General features: G+C 52.7%; 25 protein-coding genes and 1 tRNA gene. 10 read left to right on the plus strand and 16 right to left on the minus strand.

From position 1 onward, the window contains the following. Positions 1 to 10: 10 nt before the first annotated feature. A complete protein-coding gene (gene pdxS, locus AArcSt2_RS06425; RefSeq protein WP_174652056.1) occupies positions 11 to 919 on the plus strand; it encodes a pyridoxal 5'-phosphate synthase lyase subunit PdxS in 909 nt (302 codons plus the stop codon). Between the two features lie 21 nt (positions 920 to 940). Here the strand turns inward: pdxS and AArcSt2_RS06430 are convergent, their stop codons facing one another. The 4 genes from AArcSt2_RS06430 to AArcSt2_RS06445 all read right to left on the minus strand — a co-directional run bounded on the left by AArcSt2_RS06430 (position 941) and on the right by AArcSt2_RS06445 (position 3,284). Beyond that, a complete protein-coding gene (locus AArcSt2_RS06430; RefSeq protein ID WP_174652057.1) occupies positions 941 to 1,816 on the minus strand; it encodes a homoserine kinase in 876 nt (291 codons plus the stop codon). 113 nt (positions 1,817 to 1,929) lie between these two features. Continuing rightward, positions 1,930 to 2,175, minus strand: a complete 246-nt coding sequence (locus AArcSt2_RS06435; RefSeq protein ID WP_174652058.1) for a DUF8006 family protein — start codon at positions 2,173 to 2,175, stop codon at positions 1,930 to 1,932. A gap of 78 nt (positions 2,176 to 2,253) precedes the next feature. Then, complete coding sequence (locus tag AArcSt2_RS06440) at positions 2,254 to 2,550, minus strand: DUF7996 family protein (protein ID WP_250583476.1); 297 nt, start codon at positions 2,548 to 2,550, stop codon at positions 2,254 to 2,256. 50 nt (positions 2,551 to 2,600) lie between these two features. Continuing rightward, complete coding sequence (locus tag AArcSt2_RS06445) at positions 2,601 to 3,284, minus strand: SDR family NAD(P)-dependent oxidoreductase (RefSeq protein ID WP_174652059.1); 684 nt, start codon at positions 3,282 to 3,284, stop codon at positions 2,601 to 2,603. A 122-nt stretch (positions 3,285 to 3,406) separates the two neighbouring features. Here AArcSt2_RS06445 and AArcSt2_RS06450 point away from each other — a divergent pair, with 122 nt between their 5' ends. From AArcSt2_RS06450 to AArcSt2_RS06465, 5 genes are all read left to right on the plus strand, one after another. Then, entirely contained in the window at positions 3,407 to 4,930 is a 1,524-nt protein-coding gene (locus tag AArcSt2_RS06450) for a phytoene desaturase family protein (protein WP_302928455.1), read from the plus strand. 2 nt (positions 4,931 to 4,932) lie between these two features. After that, positions 4,933 to 5,832 (plus strand): prenyltransferase, encoded by a 900-nt coding sequence (locus AArcSt2_RS06455; protein WP_425493649.1) that lies wholly within the window; start codon positions 4,933 to 4,935, stop codon positions 5,830 to 5,832. After that, positions 5,829 to 6,752 (plus strand): bisanhydrobacterioruberin hydratase, encoded by a 924-nt coding sequence (gene cruF, locus AArcSt2_RS06460; protein WP_250583478.1) that lies wholly within the window; start codon positions 5,829 to 5,831, stop codon positions 6,750 to 6,752. The genes AArcSt2_RS06455 and cruF overlap by 4 nt, the downstream gene beginning before the upstream one ends. A gap of 46 nt (positions 6,753 to 6,798) precedes the next feature. Beyond that, positions 6,799 to 6,951, plus strand: a complete 153-nt coding sequence (locus AArcSt2_RS16695) for an HVO_2523 family zinc finger protein (RefSeq protein ID WP_302928457.1) — start codon at positions 6,799 to 6,801, stop codon at positions 6,949 to 6,951. A gap of 142 nt (positions 6,952 to 7,093) precedes the next feature. Continuing rightward, positions 7,094 to 8,047 (plus strand): phytoene/squalene synthase family protein, encoded by a 954-nt coding sequence (locus tag AArcSt2_RS06465; protein WP_250583789.1) that lies wholly within the window; start codon positions 7,094 to 7,096, stop codon positions 8,045 to 8,047. Between the two features lie 78 nt (positions 8,048 to 8,125). On the opposite strand, the gene AArcSt2_RS06470 is transcribed toward AArcSt2_RS06465, so the two are convergent. Together AArcSt2_RS06470 and AArcSt2_RS06475 are read right to left on the minus strand one after the other, a co-directional pair. After that, on the minus strand, positions 8,126 to 11,221 hold the full coding sequence (locus tag AArcSt2_RS06470) for an adenosylcobalamin-dependent ribonucleoside-diphosphate reductase (RefSeq protein WP_250583479.1): 3,096 nt from the start codon (positions 11,219 to 11,221) through the stop codon (positions 8,126 to 8,128). Then, positions 11,218 to 11,373, minus strand: coding sequence for a hypothetical protein (locus AArcSt2_RS06475; protein ID WP_250583480.1), 156 nt, complete (start codon positions 11,371 to 11,373; stop codon positions 11,218 to 11,220). Before AArcSt2_RS06475 ends, AArcSt2_RS06470 begins: the two co-directional genes overlap by 4 nt. Positions 11,374 to 11,632: 259 nt before the next feature. On the opposite strand from AArcSt2_RS06475, the gene AArcSt2_RS06480 reads away from it, so the two are divergent. Beyond that, positions 11,633 to 11,827 (plus strand): DUF8029 family protein, encoded by a 195-nt coding sequence (locus AArcSt2_RS06480; RefSeq protein ID WP_250583481.1) that lies wholly within the window; start codon positions 11,633 to 11,635, stop codon positions 11,825 to 11,827. 7 nt (positions 11,828 to 11,834) lie between these two features. Here the strand turns inward: AArcSt2_RS06480 and trpG are convergent, their stop codons facing one another. The 4 genes from trpG to trpD are packed head-to-tail and all read right to left on the minus strand — an operon-like array spanning position 11,835 to position 15,714. Further along, entirely contained in the window at positions 11,835 to 12,452 is a 618-nt protein-coding gene (trpG, locus tag AArcSt2_RS06485; protein ID WP_250583482.1) for an anthranilate synthase component II, read from the minus strand. After that, positions 12,449 to 14,056, minus strand: coding sequence for an anthranilate synthase component I (trpE, locus tag AArcSt2_RS06490; RefSeq protein WP_250583483.1), 1,608 nt, complete (start codon positions 14,054 to 14,056; stop codon positions 12,449 to 12,451). The genes trpG and trpE overlap by 4 nt, the downstream gene beginning before the upstream one ends. After that, positions 14,053 to 14,703, minus strand: a complete 651-nt coding sequence (locus tag AArcSt2_RS06495; RefSeq protein ID WP_174652068.1) for a phosphoribosylanthranilate isomerase — start codon at positions 14,701 to 14,703, stop codon at positions 14,053 to 14,055. The genes trpE and AArcSt2_RS06495 overlap by 4 nt, the downstream gene beginning before the upstream one ends. Continuing rightward, positions 14,704 to 15,714, minus strand: coding sequence for an anthranilate phosphoribosyltransferase (trpD, locus tag AArcSt2_RS06500; protein ID WP_250583484.1), 1,011 nt, complete (start codon positions 15,712 to 15,714; stop codon positions 14,704 to 14,706). 129 nt (positions 15,715 to 15,843) lie between these two features. Between trpD and AArcSt2_RS06505 the strand changes: the two genes are divergently transcribed. Next, the gene (locus tag AArcSt2_RS06505; RefSeq protein WP_250583485.1) at positions 15,844 to 17,151 is read left to right on the plus strand and encodes an amidase; all 1,308 of its coding nucleotides are present in this window, start codon (positions 15,844 to 15,846) and stop codon (positions 17,149 to 17,151) included. A 99-nt stretch (positions 17,152 to 17,250) separates the two neighbouring features. After that, positions 17,251 to 17,325 (plus strand) — tRNA-Val (locus AArcSt2_RS06510). A gap of 36 nt (positions 17,326 to 17,361) precedes the next feature. Here AArcSt2_RS06510 and AArcSt2_RS06515 read toward each other — a convergent pair. From AArcSt2_RS06515 to AArcSt2_RS06525, 3 genes are read right to left on the minus strand one after another with little or no spacing between them, the layout of a single operon-like run. Continuing rightward, a complete protein-coding gene (locus AArcSt2_RS06515; RefSeq protein WP_250583486.1) occupies positions 17,362 to 18,426 on the minus strand; it encodes an aspartate/glutamate racemase family protein in 1,065 nt (354 codons plus the stop codon). Between the two features lie 16 nt (positions 18,427 to 18,442). Continuing rightward, entirely contained in the window at positions 18,443 to 19,378 is a 936-nt protein-coding gene (locus AArcSt2_RS06520; RefSeq protein ID WP_174652071.1) for an NAD-dependent epimerase/dehydratase family protein, read from the minus strand. 21 nt (positions 19,379 to 19,399) lie between these two features. Then, positions 19,400 to 19,684, minus strand: coding sequence for a hypothetical protein (locus AArcSt2_RS06525; RefSeq protein ID WP_174652072.1), 285 nt, complete (start codon positions 19,682 to 19,684; stop codon positions 19,400 to 19,402). Positions 19,685 to 19,811: 127 nt separating this feature from the next. On the opposite strand from AArcSt2_RS06525, the gene AArcSt2_RS06530 reads away from it, so the two are divergent. Beyond that, positions 19,812 to 22,043 carry an amino acid permease gene (locus AArcSt2_RS06530; protein ID WP_174652073.1) on the plus strand — a complete coding sequence of 744 codons (2,232 nt, stop codon included), beginning with the start codon at positions 19,812 to 19,814 and terminating at the stop codon, positions 22,041 to 22,043. A gap of 1 nt (position 22,044) precedes the next feature. Here the strand turns inward: AArcSt2_RS06530 and AArcSt2_RS06535 are convergent, their stop codons facing one another. From AArcSt2_RS06535 to thiE, 3 genes are all read right to left on the minus strand, one after another. Continuing rightward, the gene (locus tag AArcSt2_RS06535) at positions 22,045 to 23,316 is read right to left on the minus strand and encodes a TIGR00341 family protein (RefSeq protein ID WP_250583487.1); all 1,272 of its coding nucleotides are present in this window, start codon (positions 23,314 to 23,316) and stop codon (positions 22,045 to 22,047) included. Positions 23,317 to 23,479: 163 nt separating this feature from the next. Further along, a complete protein-coding gene (thiM, locus tag AArcSt2_RS06540; protein ID WP_250583488.1) occupies positions 23,480 to 24,325 on the minus strand; it encodes a hydroxyethylthiazole kinase in 846 nt (281 codons plus the stop codon). Beyond that, positions 24,318 to 24,965, minus strand: coding sequence for a thiamine phosphate synthase (gene thiE / locus AArcSt2_RS06545; protein WP_250583489.1), 648 nt, complete (start codon positions 24,963 to 24,965; stop codon positions 24,318 to 24,320). The genes thiM and thiE overlap by 8 nt, the downstream gene beginning before the upstream one ends. Between the last annotated feature and the right edge of the window lie 30 nt (positions 24,966 to 24,995).

Consider the following 24,995-nt stretch of genomic DNA (forward strand, 5'->3'; position numbering starts at 1 on the left):
TACTGTAAGTATGGCCACGGAGACCGATCTTTCGGAGCTAAAACGGGGCACAGAACTGATTAAACGCGGCTTTGCAAAAATGCAGAAAGGTGGTGTTATTATGGATGTAGTCACCAAAGAGCAAGCACGTGTTGCAGAGGATACAGGTGCAGTTGCGGTGATGGCACTTGAGGCAGTGCCGGCAGATATTCGAAAACGTGGTGGTGTTGCTCGGATGCCAGACCCAACCAACGTCGTCGAAATTATTGACGAAGTTTCGATTCCAGTGATGGGGAAGGCTCGAATTGGTCACCACACAGAAGCACAGATTTTGGAGTCGCTTGGCGTCGATATGATCGATGAATCTGAAGTCCTCACGCCAGCAGACGACGAGTACCATATCGAGAAGACATCGTTCACATCGCCGTTCGTCTGTGGTGCACGGAACCTTCCAGAAGCGCTTCGGCGGATCAACGAAGGTGCAGCAATGATCCGAACAAAAGGAGAAGCTGGGACGGGTGATGTAAACCAGGCAGTCTATCATCAACGGACGATGATGAACCAGATCAGAACGATTGAGGGGCTGAACTATCAAGAACGAGAAAAGTGGGCACGAGAACACGGTGCACCGCGTGACCTGGTTCACGAAGCTGCAGAAATGGGCCGACTCCCGGTTGTCAACTTCGCAGCGGGCGGGATCGCAACACCGGCAGACGCTGCATTAATGATGCATCACGGCTGTGATGGTATCTTCGTTGGGTCCGGAATCTTCGGCGCAGAAGATCCAGAGAAGATGGGATCGGCGATCGTTGAGGCAGTTAATAACTGGGATGACCCAGATGCACTCGCGGAGATCGCAACAGGCGTTGGCAAAGGAATGAAAGGCCAGTCTAACGACTCAATTCCAGAAGAAGAGCGACTCCAAGGACGCGGCGTTTAAAAATCCATCCGTTTGTGTTAGCTATAGTATCGTTGCCCCGTTTCCAACGCTAACCTGATACACTCTCGCGTCCACACCATTTTCGCTGAATCCATCAAGCATTGCTGAGCCGATCGCTCTTCGATCGCCACCATGACACGCTGCAATAACCGATGGACCAGCACCGCTCACAGTGACGCCAGTTGCACCAGTTTCGAGTGCGTATGAGCGTACCGTGTCGTAGCCAGTAATGAGTTCTGCACGGGCAGGAGTGATAAGCGGGTCATCCATCCCTTTTCCAACAAGGACCGGATCAGAACGGCACATGCCGGTCGTCAACGTTGCCGCGTTGCCAACAGTGGTAACAAGGTCAGGAATTGATGCCGTATCAGGGACAACCCGCCGAGCATCACGGGTCGACACTGCAATCTCTGGAAGACACGCAACAAGTGGGATGTCAGTCTCGATCGATCGCACGCCATCAGCAGTTGCGATGGTAAACCCACCAAGAATTGATGGGGCAACGTTATCTGCATGTGGTGCGCCGGAGACAACCGCTTCTCCTTCTGCAGCGATCGGCACAAGCTCGCTGCGGCTCAGTCCTCGATCGTACAGTTCATTGAGCGCAACTGCAGCACCAGCGGCACTTGCGGCCGAGGAGCCAAGCCCAGACGCAGGCCGAACCCCTTTATTTATTTCAATATGTGCGGGCGCATCAAGCTCTTCTGCGACTGCACCAACGGTATTCCGTGCAGGGTCTTCAGGAATAAACTGACTACCGACACCCGTAACCGTAATCGTTGTTTGTTCGGCCTTTGAGACACGCACGATGTCTGCGGGGCGATCGAGCGCCACACCAAACACATCGAATCCACTCCCAAGGTTGGCGCTTGTCGCCGGCGCTCGAACGGTAACCATGCAGAGCGGTAACGGTAGATAACGCAAAAAGGTAGCGAAGCCGATCCGAAAACCGAACCACACCTATCGAATCGGCAGCTGTGAAACGTGGTCTCAGTTATGTAGCTGTGGAGTTAGCTCCGGGCAGTTGCGAAAACGATCGGGCCGGCAATTGCCAACGCAACGCCAAGAAGAAGCATTGTAGCAGACATCTCAGGGGACAACAAAAAGATTGCACCAAATGTCGTCACAACAAGCCCGACAATTTTCTGTGATTTTAACGGTAGTGTCGCAAGGACGCTGAGTACAAACGTAATCAACAACACTTCACCCAAGGTGAACTCAAGTAGGATCCCGTCGATGAACTGTAGGGGCAGCATTCTTGTGAGTAGATGACGGTGAAACGCGCATTAAAGTTCCGTTCTCCGTTGGCGGTTTGAGAGTGAGTAAACTATATATTACCGTGACTGCTCAGCTTGTTCAGACTCCCGCTCGTACAGTTTGGAATTTTCAACAGTGTCAGGCGAATCGCGGTCCTCAGGGCCGCGAATGTCGATATGGCGAAGCCATCCGTACCAGAGAACAACGACCATTCCACCATAGCCCATAATAAACACAACCTGTCCCACCGTGTCGAATCCTGCTTCACCAAACAATCGCCGCGCAACACCGGACCCAGCAATACCGGCAAACAGTACGAGCGCAAGTAGCAGGCGATCAGAGGTGAGAAAATCACGAAGACTTACATCGACCATATAGTACGTACGTGCTCAACAGTGGTGAAAGCCTCGGTGTTGCGTCGGAGTTATCTGGTTGCTTTTTTCCACGTTCGGAGATCAACAATTTCTCCATTGATCTCATCTTCGGTCGCCTCAGTGGCAGCCCACACAAACATGGGGGCAACGTCTTCAGGGTCGCGTGCTGTGTCCACACCAGTGAGCTCAGTCGCAACCAACCCAGGATCAACGATACAGACCGGTTGCTCAATATCCGTCGCAAAGGCACGAACCACTGCCTCTGAGCCTGCTTTTGAGATCGCGTACGTTCCCATATTTGGCTTTGCTTCGCGTGCGATCGAGCCAGACGGGACAAGCACTCGACCATCCGAAGCGAGGTGTGGAAGCGCCTCTACAATTGTTGTAAAGATGCCGCGGACGTTGGTTCGCATGGTATCGTCAAATCGGCTGTAGGGCTCCTCAGCGATCGGCATCTTTCCGGGAGTACCGTGGTTGACTGCTGCATTTGCGACGACAAGCTCAATTTCACCATCACCTTCTCGTGCGGCAGTCTCCATCAAGCGTTCAACATCAAACTCATCACGAACGTCCGCTCTAACACCGATCGCGCCGGTAATTTCAGCAATATCTTCGACTGCAGCGCGATCGCGTCCACAGAATACGACAGTCGCACCTGCATCCGCAAATGCGGTGACTACTGCGCGTCCAATACCTCGTGTACCACCTGTAACAACAACCGTCCGATCGTCCATAAATAACATACGAGACACAGCAACCTAAACCTGCCCGCGTGACGCAACTTATCTGGTTTACTATGTGATGTGTTGACTGCGCAGTGGGTCGTTTTATACGGTATCCATTCGTATGTACTGACATGGATTTCGCTGCTTCACGAGCGCAGATTGATGTCGATCAGGTTGATCTGTCAGCAGTTGCCGGTGAGGATGTTGTTGTTATTGGTGGAGGGTTCGGTGGACTCTCAACTGCGTGTTACCTTGCGGATGCAGGAGCGAACGTCACCGTTGTTGAAAAGAACGAACAGCTCGGTGGGCGTGCAAGCAGACTTGTATCTGATGGATTCCGCTTCGATATGGGCCCCTCCTGGTATCTGATGCCCGATGTCTTTGAGCGATTCTTTGGGCACTTCGATCGGGATGTGTCGGACTATTACACGCTCTCGCGGCTTGATCCCCACTATCGAATCTTTTTCAAAGATGGTGATCAGGTCGATCTGGTTCCGGATCTCGAACAGAACAAACAGCTGTTTGAATCCTATGAATCAGGCGCTGCTGAAGAGCTGGAGCGCTATCTGGAAAAATCACAACGGAACTACGAGATCGGGATGGAACATTTTGTCTATACCGATCGACCACGCCTCCGAGACTACATGGATCTTGACGTGCTTCGGTATTCATGGGGGCTCTCACTCATTGGCTCGATGCAGGGGCATGTTGAGGATTATTTTGAGCACCCAAAACTCCAGCAGATTATGCAGTACACGCTTGTCTTCCTCGGTGGCTCGCCCACAAATACGCCTGCGCTGTACAACCTGATGAGTCACGTTGATTTCAATATGGGCGTCTACTACCCAGATGGTGGCATTGGCGCTGTTGTTGATGGAATTGTGGAGTTGGGCTCCGAACTCGGTGTTGAGTATGTTACGGATCAGCCAGTAACCGAAATCGCAGGCAAACGTGGTGGATTTGCCGTTCGAACTGAACATGGTGAGGAGTATCTCTGTGATCTTGTTGTCTCTGATGCGGACTACGCACACACAGAACAAGAGATGCTTCCACCGGAGAAGCGTCAGTACAGCCAAGAGTACTGGGATTCTCGAACCTATGCACCGTCTGCATTCTTGATCTATTTAGGCGTCGAGGGCGACGTTGAGCCGCTTGCACATCACACGCTTGTGATCCCAACAAATTGGGAGCCACACTTCGAAGAAATCTTCGAGAATCCAGCATGGCCAGATGACCCTGCATACTACCTCTGTGTCCCATCGAAAACGGATGACACAGTCGCACCAGAAGGACACAGCAACCTGTTTGCATTAGTTCCGATCGCACCGGATCTCGAGGACACGCCGGAAATTAGAGAACAGTATAGAGAGCTCGTACTTGACGATATTGCAGAGAATACCGGTGTGTCGCTTCATGATCGAATTGTGTTTGAAAAAGTATTCTCTGTTGATGACTTCACTGACCGATACAACAGTATGCAAGGGACTGCGCTCGGGATGGCGCACACGCTTCGCCAGACCGCGCTCTTTCGGCCACCGCACCGATCGAAGAAGGTTGATGGCCTCTACTTTACAGGGTCATACACAACGCCCGGAATCGGTGTCCCGATGTGTCTGATCAGTGGGCAAATCACGGCTGAAGAGATTGTAAAGTGATCATGGGTATGACGCGAACTGCAGGACCTGAAAACAACACAGACGACTCCGTGAGCGATCGGCTCTGGTACCTCATTACCCTCTCTCGACCACGATTTTGGCTCTATCTTGCAGGGCCAATTGTGGTCGCTGTTGCCGCAGCTGCGTCTACGACAAATGAGCTATTTCTTCCTGTGAGTCTGCTTTTATTTGCGTATTTTTTGTTCCCTGCGAACATATTGTTGTATGGCGTCAATGATCTATACGACGCGGAGATCGATGCTGAGAACCCAAAAAAAGGCGACAAAGAAGCGCGGTGGCAAGGCGATTGGAGCGTTCTCACAGCCGTTATTGTGAGCGGTGTACTTGGCGTTGGGCTATTTTTCATCACCCCGCCAGTTGCATGGCCATGGCTCATTGGTTTTTTTATGCTCGCAGTCGGCTACAGTGCACCACCGCTTCGGTTCAAAACAACGCCGTTTGCAGATTCGATTTCAAACGGCTTATACATCTTGCCTGGTGTCGCTGCGTATGCCGTCGTTGCTGGATCAAACCCACCGTTGGTTGCGATCGCTGCAGCATGGCTCTGGACAATGGGAATGCATACGTTTTCTGCGATTCCGGACATTGGCCCCGATCGACGGGCAGGCATTGAGACGACCGCAACGTGGCTTGGAGAGACGCGAACATATACATATGTTGGTGGCTGTTGGCTGCTAACTGCAGCACTCTTTGCAATGGTAACGCCGCTTCTGGGTGCGTTGATGATTGTGTATCCGCTATTTGTGGCTGGTGTTGCACTGAGCGATATTGATGTAACACGTGCATACTGGTGGTTCCCTGCGTTGAACACCGTTGTTGGCGCACTCATTACAATGGGTGCGCTATGGCAGATTGTCCCTGTGTGGGAGGTGATCGGATGAGTGCGGAGTCTTCAACACGGGATGGGCTCTTCTCATGGGCACCACGGAGTAGAAGCGAAGCAGAGCCATGGTTAGATGCCTTTGTGGATGGAAATCGGTTTACTATCTCTGTCTTCTTCCCGCTTGTTGGGGCGTTTATGCTCCTTGGGTCGGCCAACGGCTGGGTTCCAGAACCGCTCCAATTTAATCCGCCATTTATACTGTTCGGCACTGCTGTGATGGCTGCTCCACTTATTGTTGGTGTGCTTCCAACGATCGATCGGAAAGCAGTTGCTGGGATTGTACTGCTTATGAGCTACACGTATGCGATCGAGTACATTGGTGTGACAACTGGATGGCCGTACGGCGGTTTTAGCTACGGTGTCACACTTGGGCCAATGATTGAAGGGATTCCAGCAGCGCTACCGCTGTTTTTCCTGCCGATTGTGATGAACTCATATCTTCTCTGTGTCCTACTGCTCGGAGACCTTGCTGACCGGTGGGTGGTTCGGCTAGCGGTTGTCATACCAGCAGTGGTCGCAATGGACGTTGTGCTCGATCCTGCGGCAGTCTCGCTCGGGTTTTGGGCGTTTGCAGATGGAGGGGCATTTTATAATGTCCCACTTTCGAACTACGCTGGGTGGGTGGTAAGTGCGACTGTTGCGGTGGCCGTAATGGATTGGGCGTTCGATCGTGACGAGCTCGAATCTCGGCTCCGAAGCTGTGAGTTCATGTTGGATGATATGGTGAGCTTTGTCATTCTGTGGGGATTCATCAACATCTGGTTCGGAAACTGGATCCCGCTTGTCGTCGCGATTGTGTTTGGGCTCGGACTGATTCGCGCAAAGCGGTTCGACGCAGGACTGTTGGAACCAAGCACTGGGTTATACATTCCAGATGCAACAAAGGTTGCCGCTGCGCGGGGGGTCACAGATGAGTAGACAGGGCATACTATATGTACGTTGTATCTGAACTATGTAGTATCGAATGGCAAAGCGATCATGTAATATAACTACGGAAAGCGAAACCGTGGCAGGCAGGCCGTGCCCCCTGTGTGGAGCGTCAATGATGCATAGACACTGCAAATATATTTGTCCGGAGCACGGTGTCGTCTACGACTGTTCAGATACATTCTATTGAAAATGGGTCGCAGTGTAGCGATTCGTCGTTGTCAGTATATCGGTACGAACTGTTATGTTGGTTGCGTACGTATTAAATGGTATATGTCCTGCCGCCGGAACCGTCTCTCGCAACCGCAAAGGACCTCCCTACTTTCCAACATATGGTAGACGACGATCAAGTCGCCCAAAGCAAGGCGATACAACAGCAGACAGGAAAGACTTTCCACGTAGCAACACGGCTCCTTCCAGAGCGCGTTAGAGAAGCCACATACGTCCTGTATGCGTTTTTCCGCGTTGCTGATGAAGTAGTCGACGATGCAGGTGATGCAACCCCTGAACAGCAACGAGAAGAGCTGCTTAAATTGCAGGCTGCCGCACTTGGCAAAGCAGAGACTGATGACCCCATTCTGACTGCGTTCTCAGAGATGCGAGAGCGCTACGACATCGCAGATTCGGACGTTGAAACCTTCATCGATGCAATGCTTTCGGACACTACGACGTCCCGATACGAGACCTACGAGGAGCTAGAAACATACATGGACGGCTCTGCAGCGGCTGTTGGTCGAATGATGACTGCAGTGATGGATCCAGACGACCCAGATACTGCACTAGCCCATGCAACCGCACTTGGTGAAGCATTCCAACTTTCAAACTTCCTTCGTGATGTACGAGAGGATATTGTCGATCGCGATCGAATCTACCTCCCACAAACCACACTCGAAGAGCACGGCGTCACCGAAGAACAACTCCTTAATTTTGAGATGACACCGGAGTTTGCTGCAGCAATGCAAGCGGAACTGCGCAGAGCCGAGCGGCTCTATGAGGACGGTGTTGCCGGGATCAAATACTTACCGGAGGATTGCCAGCTTGCGGTGCTTTTGGCCGCAGTGCTGTATGCAGATCATCACCGACTCATTCGGGAGTTGGAGTATGATGTGCTCTCGGAGACGCCTGAATTGAGTACAACACGAAAGCTGTATCTGCTTGCAAAAACTCGCTGGCGATGGACGTGGAACAAAGACCCAGAAGCCGTGTTCCGTGAAGTGAGCGGGATCGGAAGCGCTGATCGACAGCATCGTGGTGCAGAGCCGGTTGAGAAGATCCCAACCAGATAACGGTACTGATTTTTATAACAGTCCAGGGGCGGTGTCGATCGTGAAAATAAAAATAATCTAAATACTATTCATGCTGTATTAGCACTCTGACCAGCCGCAGGACTCACACGTCTTACAGCCTTCAGAGAAATACAGCGTCATGCTACCACAAGATGGACACTCTGGACTCTCACCTGCTGCGAGCAAGTCATCAGTTGCGTCCGTTTGTGGCGCAGACACAGATGCGCCACCGTCTGTTTCCGGTGGTTCAGCATCTACGTCTGCTGTCTCTTTCTCAAGCTCTGTGAGATTCTGCTGTTTTGGGTACGGTTTTTCAATATCGCCGTTGAGATAGCGCTGCATTGCGGTGCCGATCGCATCCGGGATAGAGTTGACCTGTTCGCCTTTATCCCACGCAACTTTTGGACTGCGAATGCCTTTAAGTTCGCTTGCAATCTCCGCTGGATCAACGCCAGATCGAAGCGCTGTTGAAATCGTTTTTGCAAGTGCTTCAGTGAAAGACGCAGTGAATCCACCTGAGTTACCGATGTTTGCAAATAGCTCAAACGGCTGTCCGTTGGCATCCTCGTTGATGTTCACGTAGAGTTTCCCGTAGCCAGTGTCGATTCGCTGGGTAACGCCATACAGCACGTCTGGCCGCGGCTGCTTCTTCCCAAGACCGCTTTCGGTGCTCCCGAAGAGTTCGTCAAACTCAACTGAGAGTTCAGCCTGAACCTCTTCGTTGTCAAGGAAGTCTTTGAGACCACCAAAGACCTCCTCAATCTGGGTGACAATCTGTTCGGCCGCTTCAGCATCGTCGGCGAACTCGGTGTTCTTTGCACGCGTCGTAAGCACCTGTTTCGATCGAGTTCCGTCTCTGTAGACCGTGACACCTTTGCCACCGTGGTCGTAGATGTATCGGTACACTTCGTCCATATCTTCCATCGTTGCGGAGTTCGGGAAGTTACAGGTTTTCGAAATTGCCGAATCAACGCCAGCCTGACATGCACACTGCACGCTTGCGTGGTCAATTCCGCTCAGGTCGCTTGTGACTACAAAGAGCTCTCCGATCGCGTCAGGGACGGTCTCAAGTCCTTCAACGCCATCAAACTCGTTTGTAGCCATCTGTTCTTGGGCTTCACGTTTGACCTCATCAACATCGATGTCGTTTGCCTCCAGAACACGGAGGAAGTAGTCATCGAACTCAACAAGCATCTCGTCTCCCTGCACATCGTCGGAGACGTTCTTGTAGTATGCGACGTTAAAGATCGGCTCACACCCACCGGTGGTGTTTCCGATCATCGAGGTCGTGCCAGTTGGGGCGATCGTCGTTGTGTTGTGGTTTCGGATCGGGAAGCCATCTTCCCACTCGTCTGCGTTGAGTCCGGTGTGGTGTTCAAACCACTCGGCGTATTCGGTTGGGCTTGCGTACTTTGACTCATCCCAGTCGTTGAACGTACCACGATCGGCGGCCAGTTCGTGGGAGGTCCATTTTGACTCGTGATTGATGTGGGTCATGAGCTGACGGGCAACTTCGTTCCCCTCATCGGAGCCGTAGCGGATACCGAGTTGGAGATACAGCTGTGCGAGTCCCATAATACCAAGTCCGATCTTTCGCATATCTCGGACCTTCTGTTCGATCTCAGAGACCGGGAAATCACTCATCGTGACAACGTTTTCGAGGAACCGCGTTCCGTATGCGATTCGGTGGTCAAACTCCTCGAAGTCGATCGCATCAGCTAGGAATGCGTCAACTGCATCTTCGAAGGAGTCGTATTCGTCACGATGTTCGTTGTACCAGACACGCCAGTCCGGTGCATCAAAGTCGGCGATTGTTGAGAGGTTGATGTGACCGAGGTTACAAGCCTCATACTCTTCTAACGGCTGTTCACCGCACGGGTTTGTCGCTAATATTTCGTGCTCGGGGTATTTTTGAACATCGAACGAATGCTGTTTGTTGACTCTTTCGAGGTAGATTACGCCAGGCTCACCGTTCTCGTGTGCGCCTTGAATGATATGGTCCCAAAGCTCGTTTGCTGGGATCGAAAGCACTTCGCCAACCTCGACGTACTCGCCAAGGTCGAACATATCGTAGATCTCTTTTGTCTCTGGTGTCGAGATGTGTTGCTCTTCGGTTCGTGGATTTGTGAAGACGAACTCTTCGTCGTTGTAGAGCGCCTCCATGAAGTCATCAGTGACACCAACGGAGATATTGAAGTTTGAAAGGTGGCCCTCAACTGCGTTCCGGAGGTGTTTCGGAACTCGTCCATCCTCGTCGATGAGCTCTCGTGCCTCCTCAAGTGCATCCGCAAATGAGGTGTGTGTATAGTCGTCAGGATCGTTCAGTCGGAGGCTGTGAGCCAGTGAAACATCTTTATTTTTCGCATGAAGGAACTGAATCACATCTGGGTGTGACACGCGCATGACGCCCATTTGTGCGCCACGTCGTGCACCTCCTTGTGCGATCGTCTCACACATCTGGTCATACGTCCGCATGAATGTGATCGGACCGGAAGCGATTCCACCGGTTGAGCCGACTGCATCACCATATGGGCGGAGTTTCCAGAATGCGTACCCCATTCCGCCACCGCTTTGGAAGACCTCTGCAGCTTCTTTCATCGTCTGGTGAATGTCTTCGATATCGTCCGCTGGGGAGTCAACGAAACATGCCGAAAGCTGCTGGAGTTCATCACCAGCATTCATGAGTGTTGGTGAGTTCGGCATGAACGAGAGCCTCGTCATCTGCTCTTCGAACTCTTCAGCAACAGATTCGACATGTGTTGCAATTTCGTCTGGAAGCGCTGGAACGATTGTCTCGTAGGCGAACTTGTTAACGTTGTAGACCGAGAGTGCTGTCTCGACATCGTCACCAGCACTGACGCCCTTCCCGAATACGTCTTCGGCAAGTTCGTCACGTCGCGGATGTCCTGGTTTTAGCTGGTCAGGGGTGACAGTGATTTCAACGCCTTGTTTTTCTGCTTCGAAGACCGCTTCTGCGAGAGCAACGTTCTTTGCAACGCGCTCGAAGAGTGCTTCCTGTGTCTCGACAAGTTCTCCGTCAGCGTTTTTCCGGAGGTATCGGGCTGGGAGAATGTTGTTGTACGCATTGCCAGTGAGACGCGATTTAAGCGTATCTCCAGTGGTGCGTTTGATCGGAAGCGTCAGTTCATCGGCGGAAAGGTCCGCGTTGCTCACGCGTCCACCTCCTCGCCGAGTTGGGTGGTTTGTGCGGCGAAAATGCCGAAATCGGTGATCAGTGGTGTACTCATTTTGAACGAGAGTTTCGTTTCAATGCCAGCCTCATAAGTGTTCAGCTTTGCTTGTATTACTGAAATCTGAGTTGACATAGATACATCTATTTGGTTACTATGCGGGCAGGTGCAATCGACACCGATTGGTGCCGATTACAGCGTAGTAGAGTACTCGTGTTGCGTAAGTATAATACTGTTCAGAGCGGAGTGAAAGTGATTCTCGGCCCCATGCCAATCGATTGAATAGACGGGTGGTGATTTTGGCCAATATGTTGCTACTTTTGTGAGTGATACTTACTAGTTGTTCACGTTGGATGACCACAAGTTTATGCTGGCTCAACAGTTTCGTTTCGGTATGCTACGGGCAGTAACCGTTGCGCAAGGTGGAGTTTTGGGGACAGAATTAGGGCAACTGCTTCTTGCGTTGTGTCTTCTCTTAGTTGCACTGTATGTTAGTCGAATTGTCCTCCACATTGCATGGCGAGTTGTAACCATTGGCGTCGTAGTCGTTAGTGCTGCAGTAATTGCAATGGTGTTCGGACTAATATAGAACAGAATTACACAGGGAGTCGGTGTTTCTGTGCAGTCGACAGGAAATTATAAATCAGCTCATGTCCCGGTCCGGTGAGAACGCTTTCAGGATGAAACTGCACACATTCGATCGGATACTCTCGATGCCGGACACCCATCACCAGAGCTTCGCCGTTATGATCCGTCGTTGCTGAAATCTCAAAACAATCCGGTACTGTGGTCGCAATCAATGAATGATAGCGTCCTGCTTGGAACCCATCAGCAAGACCGGAGAACACGCTACGGCCATCGTGGTCCATCGGGAACGCTTTCCCGTGAATCGGCTCCGGTGCATGCCCGATCGACCCCCCATAGGCATACACTGCGGCTTCAAGCCCGAGGCAAACACCAAGCGTTGGAACCGTTTTGCTGTGATTGGTAAGCACATCCATCGTAACGCCAACATCACGAGCATTCTTTGGATGTCCCGGACCGGGACTGATAATGATTGCATCGGGATCGAAGGCATCCACCTCCGAAATAGCAGCCGTGTTTTTGATGACCTTGATCTCAATTTCTTCACCATCTGGGAGCGTTTGTTCTGAGACGTACTCGACAAGGTTGTACGTGAATGAGTCGTAGTTGTCGATGAAGAGGACGTTCATTGTTCGACCTCCGTCTGTTCGATCGCCTCAATTGCGGCGAGGACACCACCCATTTTCTGCTCAGTCTCCTCATATTCGCTCGTTGGGTCACTGTCTGCAACTAAGCCAGCACCCGCTTGGATGGTTATCCGATCGTCCGCACCATCGGCTCCGTGTTCGATCGTGGCGGTTCGTATAACGATCGCAAAGTCAGCATCACCGCTCCAAGAGAAGTAGCCAACGCCACCGCCGTAGACGCCGCGTGGTGTTGACTCCAGTTTGTCGATGATTTCCATTGCTCGCACTTTCGGTGCGCCAGTAAGCGTTCCGGCAGGGAACGTAACCCGTGTTGCGTCAAACGCATCATACTCCGGCGCGAGTGTTCCGGTGACGGTTGATTCGATATGTTGGACGTGGCTGTATTTGAGGACGTTCATGAACTCCTCAACTTCGATCGACCCAGCGACAGAGACGCGTCGAACATCGTTACGCGCCAGGTCGACCAACATGGTATGCTCTGCACGCTCTTTGCCGTCAGCGAGCATCTCACCAGCAAGCCGCCGATCCTCGACCGGATTACTCCCACGTGGGCACGTCCCTGCAATTGGATTTGACACAATCCGATCGCCCTGTACTGAGACAAGCGTCTCCGGGCTTGCACCCACGATTGAGAGGTCATTGTGCGAGAGGAGGTACATGTACGGAGACGGGTTAATCGACCGGAGCGACTCGTACAACCCGATCGCATCGATATCTCCGGTCAGTTCACGTGTCCGGGAGATCACACCTTGGTAGATGTCGCCATCGAGGACGTGTTGTTTCGCCTCTCGAACCGCATTCTCGTAGGCAGTTTGGCTCCCTGCTATTTCGCCAGTTCGAATAAACCCTCCAGGCGTGGGGTCTACTGCAGCGCCAAGTTCCACACAGAGCGTCTGTACCTCCGATTGGATATCGTTGTACAGCGCAGCAGGATCAGTATCAGGAGTAACAATCGGCGTAAAGACAAGCTCAACCGTTCCCTTTGCATCGTCAAATACGAGTGTCTTTGTTGTAAGAACAAACTGAGCATCCGGGAGCGCCACGTCAGGTCGTTCACATCCAACTTCTTCTAAGAACAAGTCGTACACTGCTTCGTGGGTGAGAAATCCAACAAGACCGCCGGAGAGCTGTTGGCGGTCCGTCTCTGGAAAGCCACGTCGATCAATTGCTGGAAGTGCCTGTCGAAGTCGATCGAGGATATCTCCATCCGAATCAGACGGTACCTGTTCGGAGAGATACGCACCAGCAGGACCGAGTGGTTCGATTGTTGTGTTACCCGGCTCAACCGAGACAACGGCTTCGGGGTCATAGCCAACAAACGAGTATCGAGCATGTTTGTCCGCGGATTGTGAACTCCCAAATGCGCCGTCTGGATTGCTGGAGGCAACTTTTTCAGCACTCTCTAACAGGAAGCTGTACGGGCTCTTCTCCGAGAGTGCAGTATAGGTAGCAAGCGGAGAGATGTCGATATCGAGGGTTGCACTCACCCGAGCAACAACCGGTTCGGACCGATCTCCAATCAGGTCGACAAATTCGGCTTGTGAACGATCGAGGCGGTCTCGAGCGTGTGTTTTGGGCTCACTCATAGCTGTCTCACCTCCAGTTCACGACCGGCATTCTGGATGAACGTCGCAACCGCGGTGTGGTCTTTGATACCACCTTCGGCTTCAACACCGGAGGCAACATCAACACCAAATGGCGCGGCGATAGAGACTGCTTCCGCAACATTATCCGGTGTGAGCCCACCAGCAAGAATAACTGGTGAGGTGAGCGACTCAACCAGTTCGCCGGTTGCTGCCCAATCATGCGTTTCACCAGTTCCGCCCGCGCCCGACTCGTCTGTTGAATCAATCAGAAGTGCATCGACAACCTGATCCAACTCAGCGGCACGATCGGTCTCTGTATGATCAATTGTTTGTATCAGTTTGATTCCGGTTTCAGCGCGGATGAACCCAAGCTCTTCGGAGTCAAACGATCCGTGGAGCTGCAGTGCGTCTGGACGGGTTGTCCGGACAATTGACACCGCCTCTTCAGGTGTCTCAGCCATGGTCACAAGCGTCGCAGTCACAAACGGCGGCGTTTCTGCAATGAGCGCGGCTGCTTGACTCCGATCGACTTCTCGTGGCGTGTCAACGGGCACTTCGCTAATGAATCCAACCGCATCCGTCCCAGCTTCAACAGCAGCTCTGAGATCGGCACTGTCCGTTAGGCCACAGATTTTGACGCGAGCCATCTATGCCTCCGTTGTTGTCGCACCACAGAGCGCATCAAGCTTTGCCGCTGCAGCACCGCTATCGATCGCGGCTGCGGCCTGATCAACACCGTCTTCGATCGAATCTGCAAGTCCTGCAACATAGATCGCTGCGCCCGCATTTGCGAGAATAATATGTCGTTTTGGGCCTGTTACATCACCGGTTAAAATTCCAGTAAGGTCTGCGGCATTCGCTTCGGGTGAGCCACCGGCGACGGCAGAGACGGGCGCTGTTTCAAGTCCGATCGACTCAGGGTCCACGGTGTAGGTTTCTACGGTTGTTCCCGTTACCTCTGCCACGGTTGTTTCGCCGTGAATTGCAATCTCGTCCATGCCGTCGCCGTGGACAACCAGTGCGTGCTCAACCGGCATATGAACAAGTGCGTTCGCAATCACTGGAACAAGGTCTGCATCGTAGACGCCGAGTACTTGTGCATCGGCACCAGCAGGGTTCGTGAGCGGACCAAGAATATTAAAGATCGTCCGCATACCGAGCTCTTTTCGCGGGCCAATGACCGCTTTCATTGCAGGGTGAAAAACGGGTGCGAGCATGAATCCAATTCCATCTCTCTCGATCGCGTCTTCAACCGCGGGCGGCTCTGCATCAACAGTGACGCCTGCGGTTTTGAGGACATCCGCGCTCCCCGAGGATGACGAAACGGAGTAGTTCCCGTGTTTTGCGACCGCAACTCCTGCACCGGCGGCGACGATCGCGCTCGTTGTTGAGACGTTGATTGTATCGTAGTCATCTCCTCCTGTACCACACGTATCGACGAGCGGCTCTCGGTCGGGGCTGATTGTTCGCGCAGCATTTCGCATCCCTTGTGCAAAACCTGCGATCTCCTCTTCGGTCTCGCCTTTCGCCCGGAGGGCCGCAAGCAGTGCACCGATCTGTGATTCCGTTGCCTCCTCGAAGATGAGGCGTGCTGCATCCCGTGCTTCATCAACGGTGAGATCATTGCCGTCTGTTACCTGTTGAATATAATCCTGCATTGTAGAACACCAATGTATGAGTTAGTCTTATGATGTACAAGTTTGTTCATCAATAAAAGCATGTCGGGGGGGACACTAGCGATTGTCACAGGGCAAACGATCAAATCACCCCCGGAACGAGTACCGCGTATGATTCAGGATGCAGCCCTTTCGACAGCCGCACAACGGTTGCGATCGGGAGCGATGAGTGCGGAGGCGTATCGGACCAAGTTGTTGGATCGGATCGATGCCCAAGATGGGGAGATTGCCGCGTTTGTGCCAGCGGATGATCGTGAGAAACGGACGAGTCGCTCGTGTACACAACTCACGGAGACATATACAACCAGAGCCGATCGACCATCGTTGTTCGGCATTCCGGTCGGTGTCAAAGACATCTTTCATGTAAACGGCATGGAGACACGAGCGGGCTCAGATGTACCACCTGCCGTGCTTGCGGGACCACAGGCGGCATCGGTTACGGCGGCAGAAAATGCAGGTGCGTATGTGCTCGGAAAGACGGTGACTGCGGAGTTTGCATACTTCGAGCCTGGACCAACACGGAATCCCCATCAGCTCGAACACACACCAGGTGGCTCAAGCAGTGGTTCTGCGGCTGCAGTTGCTGCGGGGATGGTTCCACTGGCGCTTGGAACACAGACGATCGGCTCGGTCAATCGGCCTGCTGCATTCTGTGGGGTCGTTGGTGTCAAGCCGAGTTTCGATCGGATTTCGACAGCTGGCGTCATTCCTGCAGCACCATCTGTAGATCACGTTGGGTACTTTACACAAGATGTGGTAGGAGCACAGATCGCAGGAAGTGTGCTCTGTACTGACTGGCGACCTGAAAACACTCCTTCAGAGATCCAGCCGAAGGTTGGAGTTCCGACCGGCCCGTACGTTGAACAGGCAGACGATATTGCCATTGCCGCATTCGATCGCCAAATTGACCGACTGAAGGCTGACGGATATACAATCCGAGAGGTTCCGATGTTCGAAGAAATCGAAACGATCAACAACCGACACAAAGAGCTGGTTGCCGCGGAGATGGCACTCGTTCATGAACCATGGTATCGGGAGTATGGCGATCGGTATGCACCTGAAACCGCGGAGCTGATTGAAGAGGGCCGATCGGTTGGTACTGATGCGCTAGCTATCGATCGGGCAAGCCGAAGCGACGTTCGAGAACAGATTCACTCGCGAATGGATGACACAGGCGTTGATGTGTTGGTATCCCCACCTGCACCCGGACCCGCGCCACGCGGAATCGAGACAACCGGTGACCCGATCATGAACCTCCCGTGGACACACGCGGGGGTGCCAGCAGTGACACTCCCGATCGAGAAGACCGCTGATGGGTTGCCGATCGGGATACAGTGTACCGCACGTTTTGGCGATGACGAATGGCTCTTGCATTGGTGTCGATCGATCGAAGCGACGTTCACGGAAGAGACACAGTAGTAGGTGTGTTGATAGAAACCCACATACGGGGCCGCGATTCGAAAGCTTCAATTACCTGCCGGGGGTACGAGAAAATGCGTTGGAACGACGCGCCAGATCGGGTTTGTGGTCTAGTCTGGTTATGACACCTCCTTGACATGGAGGAGGCCGGCAGTTCAAATCTGCCCAAACCCACTTCTTTTACATACAATACATCGATTTACGACAGACTCAGAGCGGTTTCTCTTCGAGAATACTTGTCCCACTCCCGTCTTTTGCGTCCCAACTCCACGTCTCGTGAAGTCTAACACGGCCATCCGAGAGCAGTTCAATCCGATCAGTCGACGCACCGGTTGCCGTTGATCCATCGGTCAACAGCTGTGTATACCGGAATGAAAGCTCATTCCCAGTGGACGTCCCCACGAGGAACCCTTGTTGAACCGACCCACCGCTGTAGTGAGCCGAGATTTGGGTGCCGGACTGAGAAAAATAAAACGTGGTCTCTGCATCCACGTTACCATCGCCCACGGTTTCGATCGATTGCAGTACCCGACCATCCATTGAGACGCCCGCAGGCTCCGGATCACCAGCATCGAGCGCCAGAGAGACTGCTCGATCGACGTGCAGTGCCGTTGTGTCAAAGAGTGGGATATCGATATCGTCCGGTGATAGGAGCAGTTCAAACTCAGTGCAGCCGAGTACGATTCCCGCTGCACCAGCCGATTTGAGGCGATCAATAACGGCAATACAGTCGTTCTTGGATTCGTCAGTGAGAACTCCTTTTGTGAGTTCATCAAAAATGATCCTGTCAAGCCGCTCACGGTCGCTGCGATCTGGAAATACCGTCTCTATCCCGTGTTCTGCGAACCGATCGGGATAGAACTGTGACTCCATCGTTGCTTGTGTTCCCAGCACACCAACGCGCGAAATATCCGCGTCAGCGATCGCTTCTGCGGTTGGGTCCACGATATGAACGAACGGAATCGTGAGCGCGTCGGTTATCTGCGGAGCAACGCGATGCATGGTATTTGTTGCCATCAACACGAAATCTGCCCCACCACGTTCAAGTTCGTGTGCCGCGCCAGCGAGGTACCGAGCAGCACGGTCCCACTCATCAGTCCGGATGCATTCCTCAACCGTACCAAAGTCCACACTTCGGATGAGAATTTCAGCCGCAGCATGTCCGCCATACTCCTCGTTAATCCCTGCATCTATGGCTCTGTAGTATTCGATCGTCGACTGACTGCTCATCCCACCAAGGATTCCAACGGTCCGCAATGAATTCGATCGATGCATACACCTCCTGCGTAGACTATGCTGTTAGCTCTGCCGCCAGATCGATCGCAGCCTGCCGAACTGCAGCGTCACTCTCATATGTTGGCTCCCACCCAAGCCCCGAGAGCTTTTCAATGCCAAGTCTCATCCGTGGGACGTCGCCAGCCCAGCCGCGATCGCCGCCTGTGTACGCATATGTTGGATCGACATCCAGCACGTCTGCAACAATATCTGCGATCGATGTCACCGATGTCGTCGTATGTGTGCCGAGGTTGAATAGATTGTACTGCTCATCGGTTGATGCGATTACATGTTCGATCGCGTCGACACAGTCTTCAACATACATATAGGATTTCTCTTGGCGGCCATCGCCCAGAATTTCGAGCGTGTCGGGATTGGCAACAAGTTTTTGAATGAAGTCCGGAATAACGTTCCCCCGCTGGTACGGCCCCACAATATTTGCAAATCTGAAGACCCATGATTGGACACCATACGTATGTGCGTATGTCGAGATCAGCGCTTCATCTGCAAGTTTTGCGGCACCGTAGGCGCTGATCGGCTCAAGCGGGCCAAAGTGCTCCGGTGTTGGCCGCGGGGCCTCCCCGTAGACCGCAGAAGAGGATGTAAATGCAAGGGCAGACACATCGACAGCATCCATCCGTTCGAGAATATTGTACGTCATTTCCGTGTTTTCTTCGAAGAGCGTGCGATCGTCTTCGTAGTTTGTATCTGTGTATGCTGCAAGGTGGAACACCAGATCAATGTCTGGTGTGATCGCACTCGCAACATCAGTTGGGTCCCGCATGTCTGCGTGAACGAACTCGACATCCGCTGGCAGCCGCTCTCGGTTGCCTTTCGAGAGGTCATCAGCGATGCGAACAAAAGATGCGGTATCGAGGAGTGAGTCAGCGAGGGTAGAACCAACCAACCCAGCACCACCAGTGAGAAGCACTCGTGTGTCCGAAAGGTCCATGCCAAACGATATTGAGACCGATTAATACATCTTTGTATCACTAGGCAGTATTTGTGTTGTGACGGACTGTTCAGCAACCGTAACTCGTGTGTCCGTGTCAGAGACATTCAGAAGCGAATTCACTACGTCTGTCCACAGGGTTGTACATTCATCATGGAGCGTCCACTCCATACGCTCACCTGATGCTTCGGGATGCTCTATCTGAACGGCAGTTTCGCCCGGTATAAATGGCTGTCCACACCACTGACAGTACTGCGCAGAATCGTGCTCGTGATCGTGGTCGACACCTACTGTCTGTTGTGACATATCAAAAAATGTGAGACTGTATCAGGTTTGTTATCATGTGCCTACCAAATGCACACAGATGGAATCCGAACAACGATAATGGTCCGCAGATAATCAGTAGGTAATCCCACAGTGGGAGCGAAGATTCATGCCTAAAAATGAACTTGCAACCGACCTTGGTACGGTTGCTGCGTTGACGGTTGGTGTTGGAACAATGATCGGTGCAGGGATTTTTGTCCTTCCTGCAATCGTTGCAGGGACGATCGGCCCACTTGTTCCGTTTGCGTTCTTACTCGCGGGTATTCTCGCATTTACAAATGCCTTGACTGTGAGCGAGTTAGGAACTGCAATGCCGAAAGCAGGCGGTAGCTACCACTGGACAAATCGTTCGCTAGGCCCACTGTTTGGCTCGATCGCAGGCTTTGGTGATTGGATCGGGCTTGCGATCGCATCCGCATTCTATACGCTTGGCTTCGGTCAGTATCTTGGCGTGTTTTTACCAGTACCAGCGATTGATCTATTTGTTCTTACACTCTCACCAACGCAAGTGGGAGCAATACTCGCAGGGGGATTGTTTGTTGGGTTAAATTACTTGGGAGTGAAAGGAACCGGTCGAATTCAGGCTGCAGTCGTTGCAACGCTTGTTGGAATCTTGATTTTCTTCATTCTTGACGGCGTGGTTCGCGCTGGCCGAATCGACTTTGCCTTCGCGGAGGTTGAACAGCTCTCGTCACTGCTCTCTGCAACCGCACTTGTTTTTGTTTCGTATCTTGGGTATGGGAAGATTGCGACAATGGGCGAAGAGCTACAGACGCCCGAAAAATCGATCCCAATCGCAGTACTTGGAAGCGTTGCCGTTGTGACCGTTATTTACGTGTTGCTCACTGCAGTTGCGGCAACGCTTTTGGATTTCACTGCCCTCTCGGGAGATGTCCCTGCAGTATTGGAGATTGCAGATCTTGCGTTCGGGCCGATCGGTGTTGCAGTGATGGCGACCGCTGGGTTGTTGGCGACGGCATCGAGTGCAAACTTCTCGGTGCTTGCAGCGGCCCGGATTACGTTTGCAATGGGCCGTCAGCGACTGGTTGGTGATTGGTTGAACAAACTTCACCCCCGGTTTGCAACGCCGTACCGATCGCTGCAGGTAACTGGGTTTCTGATTATCGCACTCATCCTGCTCGATGATCTTGTGTTGCTTGCACTCACCGCAAGCGCATTTCATCTCGTCGTGTATGGGATGTTGAATATCGGGCTGCTTGTGCTCCGAGTTACTGATGAATCGTATACCCCATCGTTCACTGTGCCACTGTATCCGGTGACGCCAGTGCTTGCAGCGATCGGGTCGTTTGGGCTGCTTGCGTTCATGCCAACACCGGTATTGATTGTAACCGGTGCAATGGTCGTTGGTTCGGTTGGGTGGTATATTGTGTATGGGCAGGAGCGAACCGATGATGAAGGCGCACTGAGTCAGCATATTCTTCGGCAGTCGAAGAGTATGCCCGAGTCCGCAGTTGCAGCCACAGAGGCGGCACGTCCAAACCGAGCCAAATTTAGCGTCCTTGTCTCGCTGTCAAATCCACGGACTGAGAAAGATCTGATCTCGCTTGCCTGCAACGTCGCTGCTGCCAGGGATGGTGTCGTCCACGCAGTTCATGTTGTCAATGTCCCGGATCAGGTACCGCTTGATCAGGGGCCAAAACACCTCGAACGGTTTGGAAGACAGTCCGAAGAGCTGTTGGAGGCCGCAGAAGCGGATGCAAACGAGTTTGCTGTTCCTGTTGAAACACACTTGATTTACTCACACCGGACAGTGGAGGAGGTATTTGATGCTGCACAGGTGTTTGATGTTGATTTCCTCATTATGGGGTGGCATCCATCATCGTCAATCTCCGCTGGTCGATCGGAGAATGTCTTCGACGAACTAAGTCAGGAACTCCCATGTGACCTGCTTGTCCTCAAAAGCCAAGGCTTTGATCCAAGCGACATTGTTGTCCCGACAACTGACGATCGGAACTCCGCACTCTGTGCTGAGCTCGCCAACGGATTTGCACACACGTTCGGCAGTGGTGTCACACTGTTGCACGTTGTTGAGGGAGAAGGACAACGCAATGGCGGCGAACGGTTTTTATCTGACTGGGCAGCAGAACACGAACTTGAAGATGCAACACTGAAGGTCGATACAAGCGGTGATGTCGAGGCGGCGATCGCAGATGCAGCCGCCGAGCATACGATGTTGCTGATCGGTGCAACAGAGCGTGGACTGCTCTCACGATTAGTTCGCCGATCGCTCATCTTTGACGTCGTCGAGGATGTCGACTGCTCGGTTGTGATTGCAGAACAAAAATATCAGCGATCGCTTCGAGAGCGGCTCTTTGGCTAGCCTACCGATTTGCCGTGGTAATTGCAGCATCCTCATTAACCACGGTTACGTCTAACGACCGTCCGGTTTCGGATTCAATTGCTGCAGTGATCGTCTCTGCAAGTGCAGTAGTTTCACTATCGCTTCGCACGTGAATTGTGACACCACGTGGCGTCTGTGAGATGAGATCAGCTTCATACGTGAATGAGACGGCTAATACATCTCCGTCAACCTGTTCGTCAACGATCGACTCAACCTGTGATTCAAGCGCCATACTATCGCGCGCATCAAGTGAACTTACCGCTAAAAATGAGGTGAGAAGCAGAATCGCGATCGTAAACGTCACAAGCCGCTCGATTGTTATACGGCGCGCTCGTTTGGCGTCATACCAGTGATTCGGCTTGTACTCTTTCGCCCAGATCGTCAAGATTCCTGCTGCGTTAATTGATAACAGATTCACAAGCACCAACACACCGGCACCAAATGCAAGTGCAGGCTCAACGTACGCGAGCCCTAACCCCACGGATGCTGCTGGTGGCATGAGGGCAACAGCAATCATCACACCAACAAGCGCCTCATCAGCGCCGGAGGTGAGCGAAAGCGATCCTGCAGCACCGGCACCAAGCGCAACTGCGAGTGCAAGCAGTCCAGGATGGGCGCGTTCCGCGATCTGTTGAATAAGAAGCAGTTCCAAGTCTGGAGCAAGCATAAACCGATAGGCGATCGCAAAAATGGTTGCACTCAAAACGGCAACCCCAAGACCGATCGCCTGCGATCGGATTCCTTCCCAAAAGAGGTCATCGTCATTAATAACTGTTCCAACACAGGATGCCATTGCAGGGCCGATCAGCGGTGCAATCACCATCGATCCAACAACTACCGCTGCACTATCTTGGAGCAGTCCAGCTGTTGCGACGATTGCACTGATAACAGTCAGGGCAATGTAGTTTCGCGTACTCCGAGAGAGATTTCGAGCTTTTGTCCGAAGTTCGTCTCTGGAGATTCGTTCACCATCACCCTCTTTATTGTCGCTTGCGATTTGCCCCGCAAATCGGTCCGAAACGATTGTCTCAACATCGCTAACAACCATGTACCCCTCTCGCTCAATGCCGACATCCCGAAGCAGATCAACAATCTGTTCGACTTCGTCAGCATCTGCAGGGATATAAATGATGTCGCTGTAGCTCGATCGAGAGGTCTCATCAGCCATCGCAAAATCGACCTGCTCGTCCTCTAATGCGGCGACAACAAGTTCGTGTTTACCATCTGGAACCAGTGTCTGGATGAGTCGCATGCGCTACACCTCAGTTACTGTTGGTGTGGATGCACTCGATGCGTACAACATCCAGCGGATATTCGATATGCAACACACGAAATTGACGTATCATACTACATATCCAACAGCCGAGATAGGTATCAATTCCGGTCGGGACGTTGAGAAAGACGTGCGCGTTCTGTTACGCTATCCGTGAGATTCGATCGTCGATCGATCGATCAGTGTCATGCTGTTCGGCAATCTGCCATGCAGAATCCAAGAGATTCTGTTTGTAACTTGCGGGGCCATTGTACGGCAGTGCCGCAGCATCCTCGCCAGCAAGGCCAAATGCGAGTGCGGCGTACACACTAGCCTCAAGCGGATCCGAGACCCCACCGCAGAATGACGCAACGGATGCGCCAAGCATACAACCGGTGCCAACAACCTCGCCAAGCATTTCATGGCCTGCAGAGATCTGGTACGCCGAGGCAGCGTCTGCGACAATATCATCGACTCCAGAGGCAACGACTACCGCACCAGTTTCTGCAGCAAGCGATTGCGCGGTGTCAGCGATTCGTTCGTATTCACCGATCGACTCAACGCCTTTGACCTCTGCAGCTTCACCAGCAAGCGCAGTGATCTCACCGTAGTTTCCCTTGATTGCGGTAAAGCTGATTTCCGAAAGGAGTTCAGAGAGGACGTTCTCACGGGTTGGTGTGGCACCTGCACCGATCGGATCCAGAACAATCGGCACACCGATTTCCTCCGCTACGGCAGCGGTTTCGTACATTGCCTCAATACGACTATCCTCCATTGGGCTTGTGTGGAACAACAGCGCACCAGCACCGTGTGTCATCTCGCCTGCCTCACCCGGTGCATCCGCCATCACTGGGAGCGCACCCCAATGAAGAATGAGATTTGCAACATCGTTTGTCGTGACACGGTTTACCAGCGACTGCACAAGTGGCTGTGACTCGGAGACATCCGAAAGTGTGGTTGTGAGGGACTCTGAGACCGCCTCACTGCGACCGATCGGTACCTTAGACATGGTGATCCACCTCCGTAATCGACGCTGCAAGCGTTTGTGTCGCGGTTGTTGGATCATCTGCGGCAGTAATCTCACTGATGACCGCAACACCAGTTGCCCCCGCTTCGATGACTGCTGCAGCATTGTCCGCCGTGATCCCTCCAATGCCGATTACGGGAACGTCAACCGCGTCAACAATCTTGGCAACCCGATCGGTTCCAATTCCATTTTTAGTACCTGCTACCTTCTTTGAGGTCGTTCCGTACACCGCACCAACGCCAAGATAGTCCGCGCCAGCGTCAACTGCGGCTGTTGCTTCATCAACAGTTGCAGCGGAACAGCCGATAAGTGCATCTGTCCCAAGTTGTTCGCGCACAACGGAAACTGGAAGATCGGACTGTCCAACATGGACACCATCTGCATCAATTGCGAGTGCAATATCGACACGATCGTTGACAATGAGTGGGATATCATGTGCCGCAGTGATCGATCGGAGCTCGCGACCGAGTTCGTATCGCTGCTGCGCGCTTGTGTCCTTCTCACGGAGTTGGACAACGTCGATACCGCCAGCGATCGCGGCTTCGACGATCGCTTGCGTTGATCGACCGGCCGAAATCGACTCTTGTGTCACCAAGTACGTTTGCCATCCATTGAGATTCATTAGTGGTATTTTGTGGTGGTAACTGAAGGG

Source organism: Natronocalculus amylovorans, assembly GCF_023638035.1.
GTDB lineage: Archaea > Halobacteriota > Halobacteria > Halobacteriales > Haloferacaceae > Natronocalculus > Natronocalculus amylovorans.

Bases quoted from the DNA above. Each gene is read 5' to 3' on its own strand.
- AArcSt2_RS06525 (WP_174652072.1), bottom strand. From the start codon at position 19,684: ATGTCACAACAGACAGTAGGTGTCGACCACGATCACGAGCACGATTCT.
- thiE (WP_250583489.1), bottom strand. From the start codon at position 24,965: ATGAATCTCAATGGATGGCAAACGTACTTGGTGACACAAGAGTCGATT.
- cruF (WP_250583478.1), top strand. From the start codon at position 5,829: ATGAGTGCGGAGTCTTCAACACGGGATGGGCTCTTCTCATGGGCACCA.
- AArcSt2_RS06535 (WP_250583487.1), bottom strand. From the start codon at position 23,316: ATGCGACTCATCCAGACACTGGTTCCAGATGGTAAACACGAACTTGTT.
- AArcSt2_RS06445 (WP_174652059.1), bottom strand. From the start codon at position 3,284: ATGGACGATCGGACGGTTGTTGTTACAGGTGGTACACGAGGTATTGGA.
- AArcSt2_RS06530 (WP_174652073.1), top strand. From the start codon at position 19,812: ATGCCTAAAAATGAACTTGCAACCGACCTTGGTACGGTTGCTGCGTTG.
- pdxS (WP_174652056.1), top strand. From the start codon at position 11: ATGGCCACGGAGACCGATCTTTCGGAGCTAAAACGGGGCACAGAACTG.
- AArcSt2_RS06515 (WP_250583486.1), bottom strand. From the start codon at position 18,426: ATGCATCGATCGAATTCATTGCGGACCGTTGGAATCCTTGGTGGGATG.
- AArcSt2_RS06465 (WP_250583789.1), top strand. From the start codon at position 7,094: ATGGTAGACGACGATCAAGTCGCCCAAAGCAAGGCGATACAACAGCAG.
- AArcSt2_RS06480 (WP_250583481.1), top strand. From the start codon at position 11,633: ATGCTACGGGCAGTAACCGTTGCGCAAGGTGGAGTTTTGGGGACAGAA.
- AArcSt2_RS06520 (WP_174652071.1), bottom strand. From the start codon at position 19,378: ATGGACCTTTCGGACACACGAGTGCTTCTCACTGGTGGTGCTGGGTTG.
- AArcSt2_RS06430 (WP_174652057.1), bottom strand. From the start codon at position 1,816: ATGGTTACCGTTCGAGCGCCGGCGACAAGCGCCAACCTTGGGAGTGGA.
- trpD (WP_250583484.1), bottom strand. From the start codon at position 15,714: ATGCAGGATTATATTCAACAGGTAACAGACGGCAATGATCTCACCGTT.
- AArcSt2_RS16695 (WP_302928457.1), top strand. From the start codon at position 6,799: ATGGCAAAGCGATCATGTAATATAACTACGGAAAGCGAAACCGTGGCA.
- AArcSt2_RS06495 (WP_174652068.1), bottom strand. From the start codon at position 14,703: ATGGCTCGCGTCAAAATCTGTGGCCTAACGGACAGTGCCGATCTCAGA.
- AArcSt2_RS06455 (WP_425493649.1), top strand. From the start codon at position 4,933: ATGGGTATGACGCGAACTGCAGGACCTGAAAACAACACAGACGACTCC.
- AArcSt2_RS06450 (WP_302928455.1), top strand. From the start codon at position 3,407: ATGGATTTCGCTGCTTCACGAGCGCAGATTGATGTCGATCAGGTTGAT.
- trpE (WP_250583483.1), bottom strand. From the start codon at position 14,056: ATGAGTGAGCCCAAAACACACGCTCGAGACCGCCTCGATCGTTCACAA.
- thiM (WP_250583488.1), bottom strand. From the start codon at position 24,325: ATGTCTAAGGTACCGATCGGTCGCAGTGAGGCGGTCTCAGAGTCCCTC.
- AArcSt2_RS06435 (WP_174652058.1), bottom strand. From the start codon at position 2,175: ATGCTGCCCCTACAGTTCATCGACGGGATCCTACTTGAGTTCACCTTG.
- AArcSt2_RS06440 (WP_250583476.1), bottom strand. From the start codon at position 2,550: ATGGTCGATGTAAGTCTTCGTGATTTTCTCACCTCTGATCGCCTGCTA.
- AArcSt2_RS06505 (WP_250583485.1), top strand. From the start codon at position 15,844: ATGATTCAGGATGCAGCCCTTTCGACAGCCGCACAACGGTTGCGATCG.
- trpG (WP_250583482.1), bottom strand. From the start codon at position 12,452: ATGAACGTCCTCTTCATCGACAACTACGACTCATTCACGTACAACCTT.
- AArcSt2_RS06475 (WP_250583480.1), bottom strand. From the start codon at position 11,373: ATGTCAACTCAGATTTCAGTAATACAAGCAAAGCTGAACACTTATGAG.